Here is a 19,569-nt window from a genome sequence, read left to right as displayed (position 1 = left end):
CAGCAATGCGCCATCTCCACCTTGTTAGCCGCACATGGCTAGGCTAGATTAAAACCCTACTGCGAAGGAACGCAGTGCGTGGCTAACAAGGAGGTTTTATGGTTCATAAACCATGTCGGACGTCAGTCCATCAGTACGTCATCGCAAGCAGCTTAGCGCTGAGCTGCTTGTGGTCGGCGTCAGCATTCGCAACGTCTTGTCCGGTTTATAAGTTCTCCTCCACAACTAATAAAATTCCCTTTGACCAACGAAGAGGAAAGGATGGTTCTAATGTTCGTCAAAATAGATTGACGTTAAAGAAAGGACTTCTCCAACCGCAGCTCGAACAGTTTTTACGTGATCAATTCGATATTGAAACTATCGATTGGCGCGTCTCTTCTCATTATCAATGGCCATCTAATTTCACTTTAACAGCAGACAGTACCGAAGCGCTTTTGGAACAGTTGTTAGTGCCGTATACGTTTGTAGTGACGATGTTCTCAAATCATGCCGCAATTGTGAGTTATCGTTATGAAGCAACGGGAGCATTATGACTATGCGTAGTTTCGTTGTTTTACTATGTCTCGTTATCAACGGTTGCTCGATTGTTCAAGAGTCGGATTTGCAGCAACAGCACCAAAGTGCGAGTGAACGTTTCACCAATTTGCAAGAGCTCGATAAAAAGCCACACCGGGTGAACTTTAAGAAGCAACTTTATGTTCCTCCACTACAGAAGAACACAGCGGATTTACCTGCATGGAGTGCACAACCCATCACCATATCAGCACAAGGTCTTACGGTGGGTACTTTGCTAACACAAGCCCTAGAGCCACATGGTGTCGTACCGTATTTTGATAATGAAAAACTATCGCAACAGCAAATCCATATGCAATTTTCCGGCTCGCTTGCCGAGCTATTACAACGAGTAGCGAGTCGGTATCGATGGCACCTTGAATGGCGAGATGAATTGTTGCTCGTTCATGAATTTGAAGTTGCCGAATTTGACGTTGCATTTATTGCTGGAGATACCAGCTACTTTTTAGGTAGTCGCGATCAGCAGCAACAAGGACAAAGTGCAACGTCTGAATTTACCCAAGCCAACGTGGTTAGCAGTAAAAGTGAACAGTACCTAAACTTTAGTAGCGATAAATTATCGGTTTGGATGGACTTGGAACACGCCTTACGGATGTTGCTATCTGAGCAGGGGCGCTTGACCGTAAATCAAAGTTCGACATCTGTTTTGGTGCGAGATTATCCGCACCACGTTTCCCAAGTAAGAAATTACTTAAAACAGCAAAATGAGCGGCTTACCCGACAAGTCGCAATCGATGTGCAAATCATAGAAGTGACGTTTAACGATGCTCAGCAATTCGCAATTGACTGGGACGCTATTGTGAGAACAGCGGGAGGGGAAGGCGTACTCGGATTTGCGTCGGCTCAATTAAGCACTCTTAGCGGCGGCCAAGTTGTGTGGCAACAACAGCAGGGAAAGGCGGCAGGATCCCAATTATTGATTGATGCGCTACAACAGCAAGGACTTGTTCAAATCAGTAATCACCCGCGTGTTGTTAGTTTGAACAACCAGATAGCTAGAATTGTACTGGAAGATAATGCGACCTACCTAGCTGCCGCGGGTTCGGCGGCGACGGCAAATGTCGGTCGAGCCGATGTGTTGCAACCGGGGGTGGTTACGACGGGATTTGAGTTGTATTTATTGCCCAGTATTCGGGCTAATGAAGTTATTCTTCAATTATCTACAGAGCTCTCTGATCTTGAACGCATAGATGAGGTTCGTTCAGGTACACAGATGATCCAAACGCCGCACACCAATCGGAAGAAATTCTTCATGAAAGCATTGGTCGCTCACGACCAAACATTGTTAATGAGCGGCCTTAAAAATGAACGCCACTCAACGCTGCAGCAGAACAGTTGGTGGAGCACATTACTGGGCGGGCGTGATGAGCAGCAGCGTCGCCATAGTGAGACGTTAGTGTTGCTCACCCCGCATATTATCAGTCGCGAGGTACAGTAATGATCGACTGGTGTATAGCTGGGTGGCGACAGCAATCCTCGCAGAAAGCCCAAATTTTGAATTGGCTCGCTGAGGCAAGAAGACTAGGTTTTGAGCGCTATAGTTTAGTCAATCAAGGTCATCATTATTGGCTTTGTTGTTGCAACTATGCCGATGCTGACGTTGCTATTTATGTGCGTGAGCAGATTGAGTCGAATGCTGCGGTTTTTGTGCAACAGGAAAGTAATCAGTTGATATGCGTTGCATGGAATGGCGATACCTTACTAGGTGCAAGCCAATTTCCGGCAGATAGCCTGGGCGTTAAAAGTTTGTTCTTCATCACTCAGCACTGGGTCTCCAACAATGGAATGCGTTGTCCATTATTGATTGGCGGTCGTCGTACACGCGAACTCTTGGAGGCTCAGATAGGAAATGATATAGCGGTTTTAGAGGTAAGCGAAGTAAACCTCAATTCATATTCAAGAAGTTCAAAGTTACATTCAATTCGTCGCTCACCATTTTGGTTAAGGCGAAGAGTAGTCTTTGTCGCTATTAGCCTGGTTTTCGCAAGTGCAACGACAGTTAGTTGGGTCTATTGGCCTAAGCCCGTGGTTGCGTCAATTGCAGTAAGTTTACCTGAAAGCGAAGAAATTGAAGCTGTAGGCCCATCCTGGTCGGCAGGCCAATTAGCACACATAAATAAATTACTTGCAGAAGTAAGTTACCTAGCCGGCTGGGAAGTATTGCGTTGGCAACTCTCTGAGAATGGAGAACAACTTTGGTTGCAATCGAGCTATGGCTCAAAACAGGATTTACTCTCCCAACTTCCAAATCAATCTCAGTGGCGTTGGCATCAAAACGGCAATACGACCTACATCGAACGCGCGTTGCCGCAATCGGAGCCAACGTTACAAAATGACAATGTTACTGAGTTGAATTTAGAGCGGTTGGGGTTTGTTATTGAACGCGATGATTCCATTGTCACAATCAAGCACTCGGCTCTCGATACCACGCAAAGAAATGTCTGGCCGGCACTCATCAACTGGTTAATGCACCATCCTGACTCGATGCAGATTGTTACGGCAAAAGCGGAAGCGATTGGTTTTTATTGGTCGCTTTCAATAGAAGTTGATCATAAAAAGCAAGGATCGCAATGATGATATGGACACTTACTGTTGTTATTGGCATGGCTGAATTGCCGGATTCAAATCGTACTATTCAAAAACTTAGAACGAGTGAACTCGAAGAGCGCCTTGCGCAGACGGAAGCAAAACGATTGCAGTTGGAACTTCAAATTGCCAAGGCTAAACACGCAATAGAAGGATTAAAGCCACCGACCGATGAAACCTCGGAAATTGATCATGAACTCGCGACTTATCAGCTTGTTGGTATTGTTTCGATTGCAGATAGGACGCATGTTGTACTGCGAAAAGGAGATGAACTAATTCGGCTCCGAAACGGTGAGCAGGGCGCGATGGATCTTCGAGCTGAAGTGCAATCAGGAAAAGTACGAATTTCACGCTTTGGGCATTTCCGCGATTTACCGCTGACTGAACGGTGGTAGTCATGCAGATATTAAATGATGAAGCGTTAACACAAATGACAGTAAGCCAAGCTGGTTTGGACTTGTGCGTTACGTTTAGCGATCGATACATGCAAGACGACGTGGCTGTCTTGATTAGTGCAGAAGGAATGCTGATTGCAAGTTTACCGGCCTGGCAACATCATTTTATAGCGCTGTTGAATATCGTTGTTCAAACAACACTCAATGGATTTGTTATTACACAATGGTGTCTGGCCAATGCTCGCTCGATTCGAAACTTGCTTCATGACACGACAGCTCAGGATTTGCAGTCGACTAGCCGAGAATTAATTGAACTTGATCACACTCGTGCTCAGCAGGCGCTAGAAGATCTTGTGCAGCAGGCTCTCGTATTACAGGCATCCGATATTCATTTACTTTTTTCACCGTCCCATGCCGCATTGCAGTTTCGAGTACACGGTCGCTTGGTAGGTAAAGTAGAGCGTAATCGAGAGTCTATGGCGGGTGCGATAGCTGCAGCGTTGAACACGCGTTCGGAAGACTTTCATGAACTATTTGATGAGCAGCGTTTATCTAGTGCAAGTATTTCAATGTCGCTTTTACATAGCGAGTGTATTCAGCGCATCCGATTGCGAGTACAAAAGTCACCAACTCGTAACGGTTTCGCGGTGACTATGCGGTTGCAGCAAGAGCAAAGTAAGATATTGAGGTTGCATGAGCTTGGTTTGAGAACCGAGGTTATTAGCAAGATAAAAAAAATTCTGACAGAACCCTCCGGATTGTTAATTGTAGCGGGACCCACTGGGCAAGGTAAGACAACTACCTTGGCTGCATTGAATGCTGAAATACCATCAACAGCCAAGGTGATTTCGTTAGAGGACCCCATTGAGATTATCCAACCGAATATTGAACAGAAGCCTGTCATTGCGGAACACCATGAATTGAACTTTGCCAATATGGTAAAGGTGGCGCTACGAGAAGATCCCGATGTTATCTCGATTAGCGAAATCCGAGATGAAGCCACTGCCAAAGCGGCTTTTACCGCAGCCTTAACAGGTCACTTGGTAACGGCAACGGTACATGCACACGATACTTTTGGCGTATTGAGTAGACTGCTCGATTTAGGTTTAACCGCCGAATCATTGGCTCAATTCGGTGTAATTCGAGGTATTTTGGCACAGCGACTGGTTTCTAAGATGTGCTTAGATTGCGAGGGCACTGATCGAGGATGTCCGCGCTGTCATGGCTCGGGAGTGGTAGGGCGACAGCTTGTCTGTGAGTTTTTGCTGGTTAATGAAAAAATTCGCCAGGCGTTGCAATCAAAACAATTTGAATGTTGCCGACGAGAACTAATTGAGCAAGGTTGGTTGTCGCTTGATGAACAATTATCGAGAGATTTCTCATGCGCCTAAGCCGACAGCGACAGCTGGCGTTTCTTGAGGATTTTGCCCTAGCGCTTGGCGATGGACTCAGCCCGCTGCAGTGTTGTCAGGATTTACTCGTAAACGCAAGACGATTGCACCTGCGTCAAGAAGAGTTAATTGCTTCACATTTAATTCGTCAGCTAAGTCACGGACGAGCCCTTGGGCCTTCATTACAGCAATGGTTTGCAGAAGATCTCGTGATGCTCGTTGCAGTTGGAGAGCATAGCGGAATTTTAGAGAAATTATTGCAACAACATCGACGTTTTGAAGTCGAGCGGCAAATAGCATGGCGTGAATTTTGGAAGCCATTACTTTATCCAATAGCGATGATGGCATTAGCTTTTATTGCCAGCCTCTTTATCGGTCGCGGCGTGATGCCCAAACTGGCTAAATCGATACCGGAATCCGAATGGCCGGAGTTAAGTTATTGGCTATTAATCCTGACTCACAGTGTGTGGTTACCATTATTAATTCTTTTGGTGATTATGGTGTTTGTTCTGGTTTGGGGGCCGCCAGGTGTGATCAATTTTAATTGGCGCTGGAGTCGTTGGTTAGCTGACTATGGAGCTTTTATGATTCAGCGCTATTTTCATGCTGTGCTCTTACTGCAGACCGTCACAGTCCTCCTTCAATCAGGAACTAATCTTGATAGGTCTTTAGCCGCTATGCAACGCTATGGCAGCAATGAATTAGGTAGTCATTTCAGTTTTATGCGACAACGATTAGCCGAAGGCGAACGCCGATTAGAGCAAATATTTGCCAGTGGATTGCTATCTTCGCGCATGTTATTTCGGTTGGGGAATGGTAGTCGTAATGCTACAGAACACGGGACTTTGCTGCGCGTAGCTGGTTATGCTTCGCAGGATGCACTGCAAGCGTTAGCACGGTTACGGACAGCCTTACAGACATTTTGCTATGGCCTTATTTTCGCGTTATTAGTCATCGTACTTGGAGGGATGGGAAGTATGTTGATGGCAATCACGCAACAAAGCATCGTTTAACTTATCGATGAATAGGTAAGTTAGTCGGTAATACTTAATCAATATGACAACAATGGAGTGTTAATTATGCGATCTCAACAGGGATTTACCTTTATTGAAATACTTACTGTTCTTTCAATTATTGCACTGGCTACAATTGGCTCATTAGCCTTACGTGACTGGGCAGTGGGGAATTCACGGGTTAGCGAGGCGAAAAGCCAAATTGTCACGATTCAATCGGGAGCGCAGTTATGGCGTCCGCGCACCGGTGACCTTACCGGCATTAGTATGACGGCTATGTCGAGTATTGCCGCCGTTCCTGAAACTTGGGGGGCTGGCACGAGCATTAATCCTTGGGGTGGTGATATTGCTATAGCCGTAGATGGTACCGATACTTCCGTCTATGTCATCACTGTGACTGGTATTGAGCAAGCGGCCGAGGGTGCACGTTTGGCCTATGATTTTACCGATTATGCAATCTCCAGTAACTTTTCTGGCGACACTTTAACCCTGCGTTTTCAGGGGTGATGAGTCATGTATAAGGCTTATCGGAGAGGGTTTGTTCTCTTAGAGTCGACATTTGGTATTGCAATGTTAGGGGTCGTTATAGCGAGTATTGCACTCGCTATACCTCGTATCAGCTCTGCGCTTGAGTCAGTTGAGAATGAAAATATTTCGGCTCAACAGATGGCAAAACAGCGTTTAGATTCTCAACTTTTTGCATATTTAAAGTTCGCAAACACTATTTGATGTGTGCACGGAGGCATTATGAAGCGGCTAGGATTCGTTATGCTTGAGGTGATTACGGCGATCGTCATTGTTAGCTCATTGTTGCTGATGATCAATCAAGCATGGGTCTTCAAGTCGTCACAACAACAACGATATGACTGGATTGTTGATGCGGAACAGTTACGACTTGTAGCGACCGATTTTTGGGCGAAAAACGGTGCTCCACCCTCAACAATGGCTGATCTCTTCACTGAGCGAGAAATTGAACAATTTCGATTGCCATGGCTGCAACAGTGGCAGTTTGCTTACAATGCTGAGTGGCTTGAATTAAGTGTTGTCGCGCCGTCTTCAGCTCAAGCTGGGTGGTTGGCTCAGCAAATTGCAGGGGCTTTTTCACGGGAGAATGAGTTCGTGATGCCCGTTTGGCAACCTCACGCACAGAGTGCGACCAGTGAAATCTATCTTCATCGAGTGGAACAAACTGAGAAACCTTATTTAAATGCAATGGCAACGGAGTTGGATATGGGGCTGTTTGATATAATCAACGTCAATAACCTCGATATGCAGCGCTTGACGGCAGATAATGTAAGAACAGATGAATTAGAGGCAACGTCACTCAAAACAACGGAATTGTTTGTAACAACCTTGTATGCGCACGATGTCATTACGCCAACTACTAGCTTGCAGGAAGTTACTAACCGGCTAGCTGAATATGTTGAGTTATGGAAAGAATGTCAGTTGCAAGGAAAATGCAGTTAGTGCCTGCGACAACCACTCGCTATGAGTGCGGCACTGCGTTAGTTGAAACGCTTTTGATCTTGCCATTAATTACGTGGCTGATTCTCGCAAGTATTCAGTTGCTTTGGTTATTTTGGGCACAGCACACGTTGTACAATACAAGTCATTATGTTTTGCGTGCTGGCCAGTTACAGCACGGCGATAACACCAAAATGACTAATGTGTTGGCTTCCGGTATGGCTAGCACCCACCTGCAATGGCACACTGAACATTCTGAACCTAACGACGATGAGTTGCGTGAGCACACGTGGGTAGCGACTTTAAAGTCGATGACACACGCGAGACTTGCTGCAAAGATTGATGTTCATAGCCCGAATGCGGCAGCTATTAAAACGTTTTTGAAACCTCGATATGATTTGCGGCTTCAACAGTGGGTAAACGAATTGGCCATTGATCACGCAGCTGAAAGAATGAATCAGAATGACGATAAGCAGGCTTGGCTAGCTGCACGTCAACTCGAAATTGAGATTTGGTGGTGTTTCCCGCTTGAAGTACCGTTTGTTGCAGGTGCATTACTAAGTTGGCGGCAGTTATTCGAAAGTGAATCTCATCGGTTTTGCCGACTCCGTGAGAGCATTATTGGAAAACCGCTTTGGCCGCTTATAACGCGGCGCAAAGGGCCAATGCTATCCGGATTTAGAGTTTCAGATTGACTTTATTTGAGCGGCGCATGCCAAGTATCACAGGCCTGCAAGGTGTTCTGCATCAGCGTTGCCACGGTCATCGGACCGACGCCGCCTGGTACTGGCGTAATGTAAGATGCGCGCTGTTCAGCTGCGGCAAATTCAATGTCACCAACCAACTGGCCAGAAGGCAAACGGTTAATACCCACATCAATCACTACGGCGCCCGGTTTTACCCATTCGCCCGGAATGAAGTTTGGCTTGCCAACAGCAACGACAAGAACATCAGCACGTTGCACGTGCTCTTTTAAGTCATTGGTGAAGCGATGACAAACGGTGGTGGTGGCGCCAGCTAGCAATAACTCTAGGCTCATTGGGCGGCCAACAATGTTAGACGCGCCAACTACCACGGCGTTTTTGCCATGTAAGTCTAAGCCAATGGAATCGAGTAGGGTGATCACGCCGCGCGGGGTGCATGGGCGTAATGCCGGATTACGTTGGGCTAAACGGCCCATGTTGAACGGGTGAAAACCGTCAACGTCTTTGAATGGGTTAATGCGCTCGAGAATGGCTTGTGCATCTAAACCTTTTGGTAATGGCAACTGCACCAAAATACCGTCCACTTCAGCATCGATATTGAGTTGATCAATTAGCGCTTCCAGTTCTGCTTGTGTGGTTGTGGCTGGCAAATCGAATGCTTTAGAAACAATGCCTACTTCTTTGCAGGCGTTGCGTTTACTACCAACATAAACGGCAGAGGCTGGGTCTTCACCCACCATGACGACGGCAAGGCCGGGTGCTCGAGCTCCCGCAGCAAGACGTTTGGCAACGCCTCGTTTTACTTCATCACGAACTTGTTGAGCTACTTGTTTACCATCAATACGTTGCGCAGTCATTGCTGTGAACACCTTATTCGGTTGAATGCTGATATGTCGAGTTCATGGGCTGCTATTTTCGCATGTTTTTTGCTAAGGTTGTAGCGTCGATTGAGCGGGTACTGAAATGCGAAATGAATAAATTTCAGTCAGCCTGTTGGTATTTTCAGCAGTCAGACATTTTGGGCAAAAAAATGTTTGACGCGTTACGGCCCAACAGGTAATATTCGCCCCCGTTGTCAGGCCGCGTCCTGCACGGGATTTTAAAGACTTACAAGAAGTATGTCGGCGAGTAGCGCAGCTTGGTAGCGCACTTGTTTTGGGTACAAGGGGTCGCTGGTTCGAATCCAGTCTCGCCGACCATTTCTTCAAGTACGAATTGCGCCCGTAGCTCAGCTGGATAGAGCAACGGCCTTCTAAGCCGTCGGTCGCAGGTTCGAATCCTGCCGGGTGCGCCATTAAAGCCCTGGCACAATGTATGAAGTGGTGGCTGTAGCTCAGTTGGTAGAGCCCCGGATTGTGATTCCGGTTGTCGTGGGTTCAAGTCCCATCAGCCACCCCATTTCTCTGCTTCTCAGCAACATCTCAAAATTCTGAAGTCGGCGAGTAGCGCAGCTTGGTAGCGCACTTGTTTTGGGTACAAGGGGTCGCTGGTTCGAATCCAGTCTCGCCGACCATTCTTTCGATTCATCTTTACTTTGCATAGATTTTTCTCGATAGTTGCGTATAATTTGGGCATCTGTTTAAAATTTGCTACAAGCTATAACAACTATAAGAGCTTATTTCATGCTAGAGAACATGCCAAAACAGCATGCTAACCATGCATCTTCAACAGAGGAAGGGTTTGGCTTGATGATTTCGGTCATCAGCATGCAACTCATCAATTCCACTCCTGATCAAAGTCAAACTCATATTGAGCATGCTCTGGCGTTATTGGGCCGTGGCGGTAGCAAAGACCGTTGTTATGTATTTGAATTCGCCGCTGACCATACCAGCATGTCAAATACGTACGAGTGGACGAACGACGGTATTCAGGCGCATAAACCTGATTTACAAAATATTCCCGCTGAAACCATGCCGTATTTTTTTGAGCGAATGCTAAAAGACGGTCAAATTTTGGTTGACGACGCCAAGCTACTGCCGACAGAAGCTGGTGGTTTTCGTGATGAGTTAGTGCGTGAAAATATTCGCTCGATGATGGCCGTTGGCATGTATATGGAAGGTAAGTTGGTTGGCTTTGTCGGTTGCGATTTGGTGAATCGCCAGACCCAATGGGTGGAACGCGATATACGACAGATGCGTCTGGTCGCCGATATGATCGCCAATACCATTGCCCGTCACAAAACCGAAGAGCAGTTACGTGCGACTGAAGCTCAGTTGCTCGAAGCGAACGCAAAACTGGCTCAATTGGCGCGCCAAGATAGTTTAACTGGTCTCGTCAATCGACGTGGTTTGGATGAGTGCCTTGAGCACGAGTTGCGGCGCGCTATTCGTGCAAAATATCCGTTAACATTATTGATGGTCGACGTTGACTTCTTTAAGCGCCTCAACGATGAGCATGGTCACCTGCATGGCGACGAAGTATTAAAAGCTGTGGCTGATATTTTGCAAAGTCATTTTAAACGCACGGGTGAATACGTTGCGCGTTTTGGTGGTGACGAATTTATGGTGGTTTGCCCACAATCTGAACCCGATGAACTAATTACTCAAGCGAAAAAAGTTCTCGCTCGCGTGCGCTTGCTGGAAACTCGTTTGGGTAGCCCTGTTACCGTGAGTATTGGTGTTCATTCGGATGTTCCGAAAGCCACCACGACCACGGACGACTTAATGCGAGAGGTTGATGTTGCGGTGTATTTTGCCAAGCAATGTGGCCGTAATCGCATCGAGGTAAATCCAAAGGCGCAGAGTCAATTAGCAACAAGCTAATACTGCGCTATCACCGCGCTAAGCGCAGAATCACAGCGCAATCGCCGCAAAAATGTCCGTTCCTACTCGACGTAGGCCCATGGCTTCGCTATAATGCGGCGTCATTTTGAAGGGCCCCGCTGGTAGTGGGCTCAGGCCAATAGTGAAGCCGAGGTAACAAAGCAATGCAGGTTTCTGTAGAGACAACCCAAGGATTAGAGCGTCGCGCCACGATCACCGTGCCAGCTGACGTTATCGAAAACGAAGTCAAGCGTCTGTTAAAAGACGAGTACCGTAACCGTCGTATCAACGGTTTCCGTAAAGGCAAAGTTCCACCAAATGTTTTGCAGAAGTTGTTTGGTAAAGAAGCGCGTGCGCGTGCTGCTTCAAACCTTATGCAGAGCAAATACTTCGAAGCGATGATGCAGGAAAAAATTAACCCAGTGGGTATGCCTGCCATTGAGCCAAAAGTAAACGAAGAAGGTAAAGATCTTCAATTCGTTGCTACTTTCGAAGTTTATCCAGAAGTTAAAGTTGCTGCTTTAGATAAATTAGCTGTTGAGAAACCAGACGTTGAAGTAACTGATAAAGACGTCGACAACATGTTAGAAACGTTACGTAAGCAGCACGCTAGCTGGAAAGAAATTAAGCGTAAGTCGAAAAAAGGTGAGCGTATCACGATCGACTTCACTGGCTCGGTAGATGGTGAAGAGTTCGAAGGTGGTAAAGCAACTGATTTCGCACTTGAGCTTGGCGAAGGCCGTATGATTCCTGGTTTTGAAGACCAAATTATTGGTATGAAAACTGGCGAAGAAAAAACCATTACGGTGACTTTCCCAGAAGATTACCACGCTGAAAACCTCAAAGGTAAAGAAGCGCAGTTCGTGATTGTGGCGAAGAAAGTTGAAGAACGCGACTTGCCAGAATTAACCGACGAATTCGTTGCTTTATTCGGTATTAAAGAAGGCGGCGTTGACGCATTGAAAGCTGAAGTTCGTAAGAATATGGAACGTGAGCTGAAAAATGCCGTGCAAAGCAAAGTGAAAGAGCAAGTTTTAAAAGGCTTGGTTGAGCACAACGACGTTGATTTGCCAAAAGCGATGGTTGACCAAGAAATTGATGTATTGCGTCGTCAAGCAATGCAACGTTTCGGTGGAAACCAGGCGCAATTGCCACAACTTCCAGCTGATTTGTTCGAAGAACAAGCAAAAGAGCGTGTGAAAGTTGGTTTGTTACTGGGTGAAGTGATTCGTGGTAACGAGTTGAAAGTTGACGATAAGAAAGTTGACGAGATCATCGAAAACAACGCATCTGCGTACGAAGATCCAACTGAAGTTATCGCTTACTACAAAGGTAACGAAGAAATGATGCAGCAAATTCGTAATGTTGCATTAGAAGAACAAGCAATTGAGTTCATTCTTTCTCAAGCAAAAGTTAAAGCAAAGAAAACCAGCTTTGACGAGTTGATGAACCCGAAAAAATAAAAGAGTTGCGAATACCGTCACAACAACGTTGACGGCATCGACTACAACTTGGTTTAATGGCTCGTATAAACTTATACGAGCCATTTTTATTTCAGGAGTCGTAAATTATGTCGGATATGGCGCTAGACCCAATGGCACAATTGGTGCCGATGGTAGTGGAACAGACAGCAAAAGGAGAGCGCTCGTACGATATCTACTCGCGCTTGTTGAAAGAGCGCGTAATTTTTTGTTGTGGTCAAGTTGAAGATCACATGGCCAACTTAATTGTGGCGCAATTGCTATTCTTAGAATCAGATAACCCAGATAAAGATATCTATTTGTATATCAACTCACCAGGTGGTGCTGTTACCGCGGGTATGGCGATTTACGATACCATGCGTTTCATTAAGCCTGACGTGAGTACCGTGTGTATGGGGCAGGCGGCAAGTATGGGGGCGTTCTTGTTGGCCGGCGGCGCCAAAGGTAAGCGTTTTTGTTTACCCAACTCACGTGTGATGATTCACCAGCCACTGGGTGGCTTCCAAGGTCAGGCATCTGACTTCGAAATTCACGCGCGTCAGATTTTAGATATTAAAGATAAATTGAATCGTATGTTGGCCGAAAACACCGGCAAAGATTTAGAGCAAGTCGCAAAAGACACTGATCGTGATTACTTTATGTCTGCTGAAGAAGCAGTGAACTATGGTTTGGTAGATAAAGTATTGACGCAACGAGGCGGAGAATAGAATGACCGATAAAACTGAAGGTAATGGCGAAAAGCCGTTGTTTTGTACCTTCTGCGGAAAAAGTCAGCACGAGGTTCGCAAGCTAATTGCAGGGCCCTCGGTATTTATTTGTGATGAATGTGTCGACTTGTGTAACGATATTTTAGAAGAAGAAATTCAGAATATTGCGCCGCAAGAAGAGCAAAAGAAATTACCAACGCCACACGAAATCCGTGCGCATCTTGATGAATATGTCATTGGTCAAGAAATGGCGAAGAAAGTGTTGGCGGTTGCTGTATACAACCACTACAAACGCTTGGCAAATAACGAAACCAAGAGCAAAGACGACGAGTTGGTTGAGCTGGGTAAAAGTAATATTTTGCTGATTGGCCCAACCGGTAGTGGTAAGACTTATTTAGCAGAAACCCTGGCGCGGTTCTTGGATGTACCGTTCACGATGGCGGATGCCACAACATTAACCGAAGCGGGTTATGTGGGCGAAGACGTCGAAAATATTATCCAGAAGCTCCTGCAGAAGTGTGACTACGACGTTGAGAAAGCACAGCGTGGTATTGTTTACATTGACGAAATTGACAAAATTTCACGTAAATCGGATAACCCATCGATCACGCGTGACGTTTCAGGCGAAGGCGTTCAACAGGCTTTACTGAAGCTGATTGAAGGAACTGTCGCGGCGGTACCACCGCAAGGCGGGCGCAAGCACCCACAGCAAGAATTTTTGCAGGTAGATACCTCTAAGATTCTCTTTATTGCAGGTGGTGCGTTCGCTGGTCTCGACAAAGTTATTGAACAACGGATTAGTGTTGGCAGTGGTATTGGTTTTGGTGCTGAAGTGAAAAGCAAACAGCCTAAAGCGGAAGGCGTGACGTTAACGCAAGTTGAGCCAGAAGATTTGGTGAAATACGGTTTAATTCCAGAATTTATTGGCCGTTTACCAGTTCTCGCAACGTTGACCGAGTTGGATGAAGATGCTTTGGTGCAAATCTTGCGGGAACCGAAGAACGCACTCACCAAGCAATATGGCGCGTTGTTTAAGATGGAAGATGTTGAGCTGGAATTCCGCGACGATGCGTTGCGAGCTATTGCGCGCAAAGCAATGGCACGCAAAACAGGTGCTCGAGGGCTACGCTCAATTGTCGAAGCTGTGTTGCTGGATACCATGTATGACCTACCGACATTGGAAAATGTCAGCAAGGTTGTCATTGATGAATCTGTTATTAAAGGTGAGTCATCGCCGATTTTAATTTATGCGAATCAGCAAGATGAGAAGCACGCTTCAGGTGAATAACTTGCTTGTTTAGCATGAATTTTGTGCAAAAAGGGCCAATTAGGCCCTTTTTTTGTGCAAAACATTGAACTTTCGCTGGAGCGCCACATATTAAGAGGTAAGATAGAGTGACAATTGTCACGAACCGGTTACTTGGAGAAGTTTATGAGTGAAGAACGGATTGAGCGCTTAAGCATACCTGTGCTGCCCTTGCGCGACGTCGTCGTGTATCCGCATATGGTAATCCCTTTATTTGTCGGGCGTGAAAAGTCTATTCGTTGTTTAGAAGCAGCGATGGAACAGAACAAACAAATATTTTTGTCGGCACAAAAAGATGCGTCAGTTGATGAACCTGAGCAAGTCGATATTCATACGATTGGTACCGTCGCGACGATTTTGCAGTTATTAAAGTTGCCAGACGGTACCGTTAAAGTGTTGGTGGAAGGCAGCCAGCGCGCTGAGATAGAGCAGTTTGAACCTGAAGCCGATTTCTTCCGTGCGCAAGTGCATTATCTTGATTCGGAAGTCATGGACGAAAAAGAAGAAGAAGTGATGATTCGCTCGGCGATCAATCAGTTCGAAGGCTATGTGAAACTCAATAAGAAAATACCGCCAGAGGTATTAACCAGCTTGTCGGGTATCGAAGAGGCCGATCGTTTGGCTGATACGATGGCAGCGCACATGCCGTTAAAACTCAATGATAAACAGAAAGTTCTCGAAATTACTGATGTGCGTGAGCGTCTCGAATTTTTGATGGCTCTGATGGAAGGCGAGATCGATCTGCTACAGGTTGAGAAACGCATTCGTTCGCGTGTTAAAAAGCAGATGGAAAAGAGTCAGCGCGAGTACTATTTGAATGAGCAAATGAAAGCCATTCAAAAAGAACTGGGCGAAATGGAAGATGGTCCTGACGAATTCGAAGCACTGCAAAAGAAAATTGAAGACGCCAATATGCCTGAAGAGGCGGAAAAGAAAACTCGCGCCGAATTGCAGAAGTTGAAGATGATGTCACCGATGTCGGCTGAAGCTACGGTGGTGCGCGGCTATATCGATTGGATGGTTTCGGTGCCGTGGAAAAAACGCTCGCGTATCAAGAAGGATTTAGCGAACGCTGAGAAAATTCTTGATGCCGATCATTACGGTTTAGAGAAAGTAAAAGAACGGATTCTGGAATATTTGGCGGTTCAACAACGTACCAGTAAGGTTCGTGGCGCAATTTTGTGCTTGGTAGGGCCTCCGGGTGTCGGTAAAACCTCTTTGGGACAGTCGATTGCGAAGGCTACCGGGCGTAAATATATTCGCATGGCCTTAGGCGGCGTGCGTGATGAAGCGGAAATTCGCGGTCACCGTCGTACTTATATCGGTTCTATGCCGGGTAAGCTCATTCAAAAAATGGCGAAGGTTGGTGTTCGCAACCCGTTATTCTTGTTGGATGAAATCGACAAGATGGCCTCCGATATGCGTGGTGACCCAGCATCGGCTTTGCTAGAGGTGCTAGACCCTGAACAAAACGTGAACTTCAACGATCATTATCTTGAGGTGGATTACGATTTGTCAGACGTGATGTTCGTGGCGACTTCGAACAGCATGAATATTCCAGGTCCACTACTAGACCGTATGGAAGTGATTCGTTTGTCGGGCTATACCGAGGATGAAAAGCTGAATATTGCCAAACGTCACTTGTTACCAAAACAAATTGAACGTAATGGATTGAAAAACAAAGAAATTAATGTCACCGATGATGCAATTATTGGCATTATACGTTATTACACTCGCGAAGCTGGCGTGCGTAACCTCGAGCGTGAAATTTCGCGTTTGTGTCGTAAGGCGGTGAAAAAGATTGTTCTGGATAAGCGTATCAAGCACGTTGAAATTACCGGCGATAATCTATCCGATTTCCTTGGTGTGCAGCGTTTTGACTACGGTAAAGCAGAGGAAAATAACCAAGTTGGTCAGGTGACTGGGTTGGCCTGGACTGAAGTTGGTGGTGATTTATTGACGATTGAAGCCACTAACGTTGCGGGCAAAGGCAAGATCACCTCAACAGGGTCATTGGGTGATGTGATGCAAGAGTCCATTCAAACGGCGCTTACGGTGGTGCGTAGCCGTGCGAATAAACTTGGCATTCCAGAAGACTTCCACGAAAAACGTGATATTCACGTGCATGTGCCGGAAGGGGCAACACCGAAAGATGGGCCCAGTGCCGGTATTGCGATGGTGACTGCATTAGTCAGTTCGTTAACTGGCATTCCAGTGCGTGCAGATGTCGCGATGACGGGGGAAATTACCCTGCGCGGCGAAGTATTAGCTATCGGTGGATTGAAAGAAAAACTGTTAGCCGCACATCGCGGTGGCATCAAACATGTTCTCATTCCGAAGGATAATGAGCGCGATTTGAAGGAAATTAGTGACGCTGTGAAGGGAGATTTGAAGATTCAGCCAGTGCAATGGATTGATGAAGTGTTGGCTGTTGCGCTCGAATCTGCGCCGAAAACCGGCGAAAAAACGGCTTAAAAACGTAAAAATGCGGTCTGCAAGGGTAAAATGTGCCTGTAGCCCGCATTCTTTCGTTAAAAAAATTGCTAAAAAGGGTTCTCAATCGGAAATCTTGTGGTAGCCTAGAGTCAAAGTGATTGGTCAGACTCAAACAAACAATGACTCTGGCATGCCACTTGAGTGATAGATTAATAAGGAAGATGTCTGCTAATCTGTCACTATCGCTTGAACAGTTAGTTTAAGCTTGTTATAACCTTCGCTGGCCCATTGAAAAACAGAACGCAATGGAACCATGCAAATCTGATAATAACAATCTAAGGGGATGATACTGTGAATAAGTCTCAGTTAGTTGATAAAATTGCAGACGGAGCAGAAATTTCTAAAGCTGCGGCTGGACGTGCTCTAGATTCTTTCATCGAAGCAGTAACTGACGCTTTGAAGAAAGGTGATCAAGTAGCATTAGTTGGTTTTGGTACTTTCAGTGTTCGTGAGCGTTCAGCTCGTACTGGTCGTAACCCACAAACTGGCCAAACTATCCAAATCGCAGCTGCTAAAGTACCTTCTTTCAAAGCCGGTAAAGCACTGAAAGATTCAGTAAACTAATAAAAGCGGAGCGGTAGTTCAGCTGGTTAGAATACCGGCCTGTCACGCCGGGGGTCGCGGGTTCGAATCCCGTCCGTTCCGCCAGCACATGCTGAAAATAACCCGAAGCTTGTCTTCGGGTTATTTTTTTTCTGCAATAGCAGATATAATACCCGCCCAACAACGGGAATAATTGAGGTTTAGTGAGATATGTTGGACAGGATTCGTGAAGGGTCGCAAAGCTTTATAGTGAAAGCGATTCTAGTATTGATTGCCCTTACTTTTGCCTTAGCTGGAATTGGTGGTTACATCACTAATCAGCCAGAGCCATCGGTAGCCGTGGTTAACGGTGAGGAAATTACTCGGGTTGAATTTGATCGTGCTGTTGAAAATGAGCGCGCGCGTCAACAAGAACAGTTTGGTGATTTTTATGCCACACTGGCTGCTGACCCAGGCTTCAATCGGCAATTACGCCAACAAGTGTTGGATGATTTGATTAACCAGAAGCTTGTCGAAATATACTCGCGTGATGCGGGTTTACGTGTTTCTGATGAGCAGGTGAAAGCAGCGATTCGCGAAATCAGCGCTTTCCAAGTCGCTGGTCAATTTGATAATACAACCTATCAAATGACGCTGAGCGGTTTGGGCTACACACCAGATGGTTTCGCTGAGCTAATGCGTCGCGATTTAGCTCGCACGCAACTGCTTCAGGCGATGGTGGAGTCTGAATTTACGCTTCCGAGCGAAGCTGCAGCGGTGCAACGATTAGTAAACCAGAAGCGCAGCGGTGCCTATACGACGCTTGAGCTCGATAAATATATTGATGCTGTTGAAGTTGCGGACGCCGAACTTGAACAATGGTATCAAGAGAATCAACAGCGTTTTAATGTTGCTGAACAAGTCAAAGTTGAATTTGTTCAACTCGACGCTGATGTTGTTGCTGAGTCAGTTGAGATAGACGAGCGTGTCGTTCGCGAGTGGTACGACAATAATCAATCGCGTTATCAAACGGACGACCGTTATCGTTTCGCACACATCCTTATTGAAGGGGAAGGCGAAGCTGCAGAGAAAGAAGCTCAAGAAGTTTTAACGAAGTTAACTGAAGGTGCAGACTTTGCCGAACTTGCTGCTGAATATTCGGATGACATATTTACTGCTGAAGCCGGTGGTGATTTAGACTTTATTGAGGAAGGCACCATGGATCCGGCGTTTGATGAAGCAGCGTTTGCGCTCGAAAATATTGGTGACATTACTGGCGTGGTGAGTACTTCATTTGGTTATCACATCATTAAGCTGACCGATATCGAAGAGGGTTCTTCAACCTCGTTCGAAGAAGTGCGCGACGAGATTGTCGCTGAGATGCGAGATAGTCGTGTGAAACAAGCGTACTACGAGCTTCAACAGAAAGTTTCAGCACTTGCATTTGATATTCCAGATACGTTGCAACCGGTTGCTGAAGAAACCGCGTTAACCGTTCGTCAGAGCGATTGGTTTAACCGTGATTCTGCGCCAACAGCATTAAATCATCCTGCGGTGATGGAACAGCTGTTTAATCGTGATTTTATTGATGAAGGCCTAAACAGTGACCTTATCGAAGTTAATGATAAGCAAGCAGTGGTTGCACGTGTTGTTGACTACAAACCAGCATCGACTAAATCGCTTGATGAGGTTCGTGCGCAGGTATTAGATAATGTACGTACCGAAAAAGCGCAAGCGGCAGCTCGTGAAGATGCCGAGGCCATGGCTACGCAGTTACGCAATGGCGAGTCACTTGATGTTGAATTAATTGCTTTAGAAGCTATCGATCGTCGTAACTCGGAAGTACCGCGTGCTGTGGTGCAGAGTTTGTTTGAGCAAGCCGTGCCGGCCGCCGATTCAGTGCAAGTGGCGGTAACTGAGTTAAACAGCGGTGCGTTGGCAGTTGTTCAACTAACTGATGTTATGGCCGGTGAAGTTGATGATGCGATGCAGGCACAAATGGCCGAGCAATTAACGAATAGTTTCACACAGCAAAGCTATGGTGCATTTATTGAAGCACTACGTGAAGAGGCTGATATCGAGATTCGCCTTGATGCACGAGGCAATACGACCGAATAATCGGAGATTGTCAGAGATAAAAACCCGGACTGAGTCCGGGTTTTTTTATGC

General features: G+C 46.1%; 17 protein-coding genes and 5 tRNA genes. 21 read left to right on the top strand and 1 reads right to left on the bottom strand.

The genetic code is table 11. The features are described from left to right. The first annotated feature begins 287 nt into the window (after positions 1-287). The 9 genes from LG272_RS10170 (at position 288) to LG272_RS10130 (ending at position 8,117) form a co-directional block, all read left to right on the top strand. Entirely contained in the window at positions 288-533 is a 246-nt protein-coding gene (locus tag LG272_RS10170) for a hypothetical protein (protein ID WP_404408327.1), read from the top strand. Further along, positions 530-2,011 (top strand): hypothetical protein, encoded by a 1,482-nt coding sequence (locus LG272_RS10165; protein WP_404408325.1) that lies wholly within the window; start codon positions 530-532, stop codon positions 2,009-2,011. Before LG272_RS10170 ends, LG272_RS10165 begins: the two co-directional genes overlap by 4 nt. Further along, positions 2,011-3,147, top strand: a complete 1,137-nt coding sequence (locus LG272_RS10160) for a hypothetical protein (RefSeq protein ID WP_404408323.1) — start codon at positions 2,011-2,013, stop codon at positions 3,145-3,147. The genes LG272_RS10165 and LG272_RS10160 overlap by 1 nt, the downstream gene beginning before the upstream one ends. Then, complete coding sequence (locus LG272_RS10155; protein WP_126759198.1) at positions 3,144-3,554, top strand: hypothetical protein; 411 nt, start codon at positions 3,144-3,146, stop codon at positions 3,552-3,554. The genes LG272_RS10160 and LG272_RS10155 overlap by 4 nt, the downstream gene beginning before the upstream one ends. A gap of 2 nt (positions 3,555-3,556) precedes the next feature. After that, positions 3,557-4,945, top strand: a complete 1,389-nt coding sequence (locus tag LG272_RS10150) for a GspE/PulE family protein (protein WP_404408321.1) — start codon at positions 3,557-3,559, stop codon at positions 4,943-4,945. Then, positions 4,936-5,958: a type II secretion system F family protein gene (locus LG272_RS10145; protein WP_126759196.1), complete on the top strand. Its 1,023-nt coding sequence runs from the start codon at positions 4,936-4,938 to the stop codon at positions 5,956-5,958. The genes LG272_RS10150 and LG272_RS10145 overlap by 10 nt, the downstream gene beginning before the upstream one ends. Positions 5,959-6,024: 66 nt before the next feature. Next, positions 6,025-6,465 carry a type II secretion system protein gene (locus tag LG272_RS10140; protein ID WP_126759195.1) on the top strand — a complete coding sequence of 147 codons (441 nt, stop codon included), beginning with the start codon at positions 6,025-6,027 and terminating at the stop codon, positions 6,463-6,465. 240 nt (positions 6,466-6,705) lie between these two features. After that, entirely contained in the window at positions 6,706-7,425 is a 720-nt protein-coding gene (locus LG272_RS10135) for a type II secretion system protein (protein WP_404408318.1), read from the top strand. Continuing rightward, positions 7,398-8,117 carry a TadE/TadG family type IV pilus assembly protein gene (locus tag LG272_RS10130; RefSeq protein ID WP_404408316.1) on the top strand — a complete coding sequence of 240 codons (720 nt, stop codon included), beginning with the start codon at positions 7,398-7,400 and terminating at the stop codon, positions 8,115-8,117. The genes LG272_RS10135 and LG272_RS10130 overlap by 28 nt, the downstream gene beginning before the upstream one ends. Positions 8,118-8,119: 2 nt before the next feature. On the opposite strand, the gene folD is transcribed toward LG272_RS10130, so the two are convergent. Continuing rightward, the gene (folD, locus tag LG272_RS10125; protein ID WP_126759192.1) at positions 8,120-8,983 is read right to left on the bottom strand and encodes a bifunctional methylenetetrahydrofolate dehydrogenase/methenyltetrahydrofolate cyclohydrolase FolD; all 864 of its coding nucleotides are present in this window, start codon (positions 8,981-8,983) and stop codon (positions 8,120-8,122) included. A 265-nt stretch (positions 8,984-9,248) separates the two neighbouring features. On the opposite strand from folD, the gene LG272_RS10120 reads away from it, so the two are divergent. The 12 genes from LG272_RS10120 (at position 9,249) to ppiD (ending at position 19,518) form a co-directional block, all read left to right on the top strand. After that, positions 9,249-9,325, top strand: a tRNA-Pro gene (locus LG272_RS10120). 18 nt (positions 9,326-9,343) lie between these two features. Beyond that, positions 9,344-9,420 (top strand) — tRNA-Arg (locus LG272_RS10115). A 28-nt stretch (positions 9,421-9,448) separates the two neighbouring features. Further along, a tRNA-His gene (locus tag LG272_RS10110) sits at positions 9,449-9,524 on the top strand. Positions 9,525-9,562: 38 nt separating this feature from the next. Further along, positions 9,563-9,639 (top strand) — tRNA-Pro (locus LG272_RS10105). A 109-nt stretch (positions 9,640-9,748) separates the two neighbouring features. Further along, positions 9,749-10,888: a GGDEF domain-containing protein gene (locus LG272_RS10100; RefSeq protein WP_404408314.1), complete on the top strand. Its 1,140-nt coding sequence runs from the start codon at positions 9,749-9,751 to the stop codon at positions 10,886-10,888. A gap of 164 nt (positions 10,889-11,052) precedes the next feature. Then, on the top strand, positions 11,053-12,351 hold the full coding sequence (tig, locus tag LG272_RS10095) for a trigger factor (protein ID WP_126759190.1): 1,299 nt from the start codon (positions 11,053-11,055) through the stop codon (positions 12,349-12,351). Positions 12,352-12,458: 107 nt separating this feature from the next. After that, positions 12,459-13,076 (top strand): ATP-dependent Clp endopeptidase proteolytic subunit ClpP, encoded by a 618-nt coding sequence (clpP, locus tag LG272_RS10090; RefSeq protein WP_092855810.1) that lies wholly within the window; start codon positions 12,459-12,461, stop codon positions 13,074-13,076. A gap of 1 nt (position 13,077) precedes the next feature. Continuing rightward, positions 13,078-14,364, top strand: a complete 1,287-nt coding sequence (gene clpX / locus LG272_RS10085; protein WP_126759188.1) for an ATP-dependent protease ATP-binding subunit ClpX — start codon at positions 13,078-13,080, stop codon at positions 14,362-14,364. A 144-nt stretch (positions 14,365-14,508) separates the two neighbouring features. Further along, the gene (lon, locus tag LG272_RS10080) at positions 14,509-16,857 is read left to right on the top strand and encodes an endopeptidase La (RefSeq protein ID WP_126759187.1); all 2,349 of its coding nucleotides are present in this window, start codon (positions 14,509-14,511) and stop codon (positions 16,855-16,857) included. Positions 16,858-17,169: 312 nt separating this feature from the next. Further along, positions 17,170-17,442, top strand: coding sequence for a nucleoid-associated protein HU-beta (gene hupB / locus LG272_RS10075; RefSeq protein WP_055438316.1), 273 nt, complete (start codon positions 17,170-17,172; stop codon positions 17,440-17,442). Between the two features lie 7 nt (positions 17,443-17,449). Beyond that, a tRNA-Asp gene (locus tag LG272_RS10070) sits at positions 17,450-17,526 on the top strand. A gap of 105 nt (positions 17,527-17,631) precedes the next feature. Beyond that, a complete protein-coding gene (ppiD, locus tag LG272_RS10065) occupies positions 17,632-19,518 on the top strand; it encodes a peptidylprolyl isomerase (RefSeq protein ID WP_404408310.1) in 1,887 nt (628 codons plus the stop codon). Positions 19,519-19,569: the final 51 nt, after the last annotated feature.

The sequence above is a fragment of the Pseudidiomarina marina genome, from assembly GCF_044807045.1.
Classification (GTDB): domain Bacteria; phylum Pseudomonadota; class Gammaproteobacteria; order Enterobacterales; family Alteromonadaceae; genus Pseudidiomarina; species Pseudidiomarina marina.
This window is presented reverse-complemented; position numbering and strand designations above follow the sequence as displayed.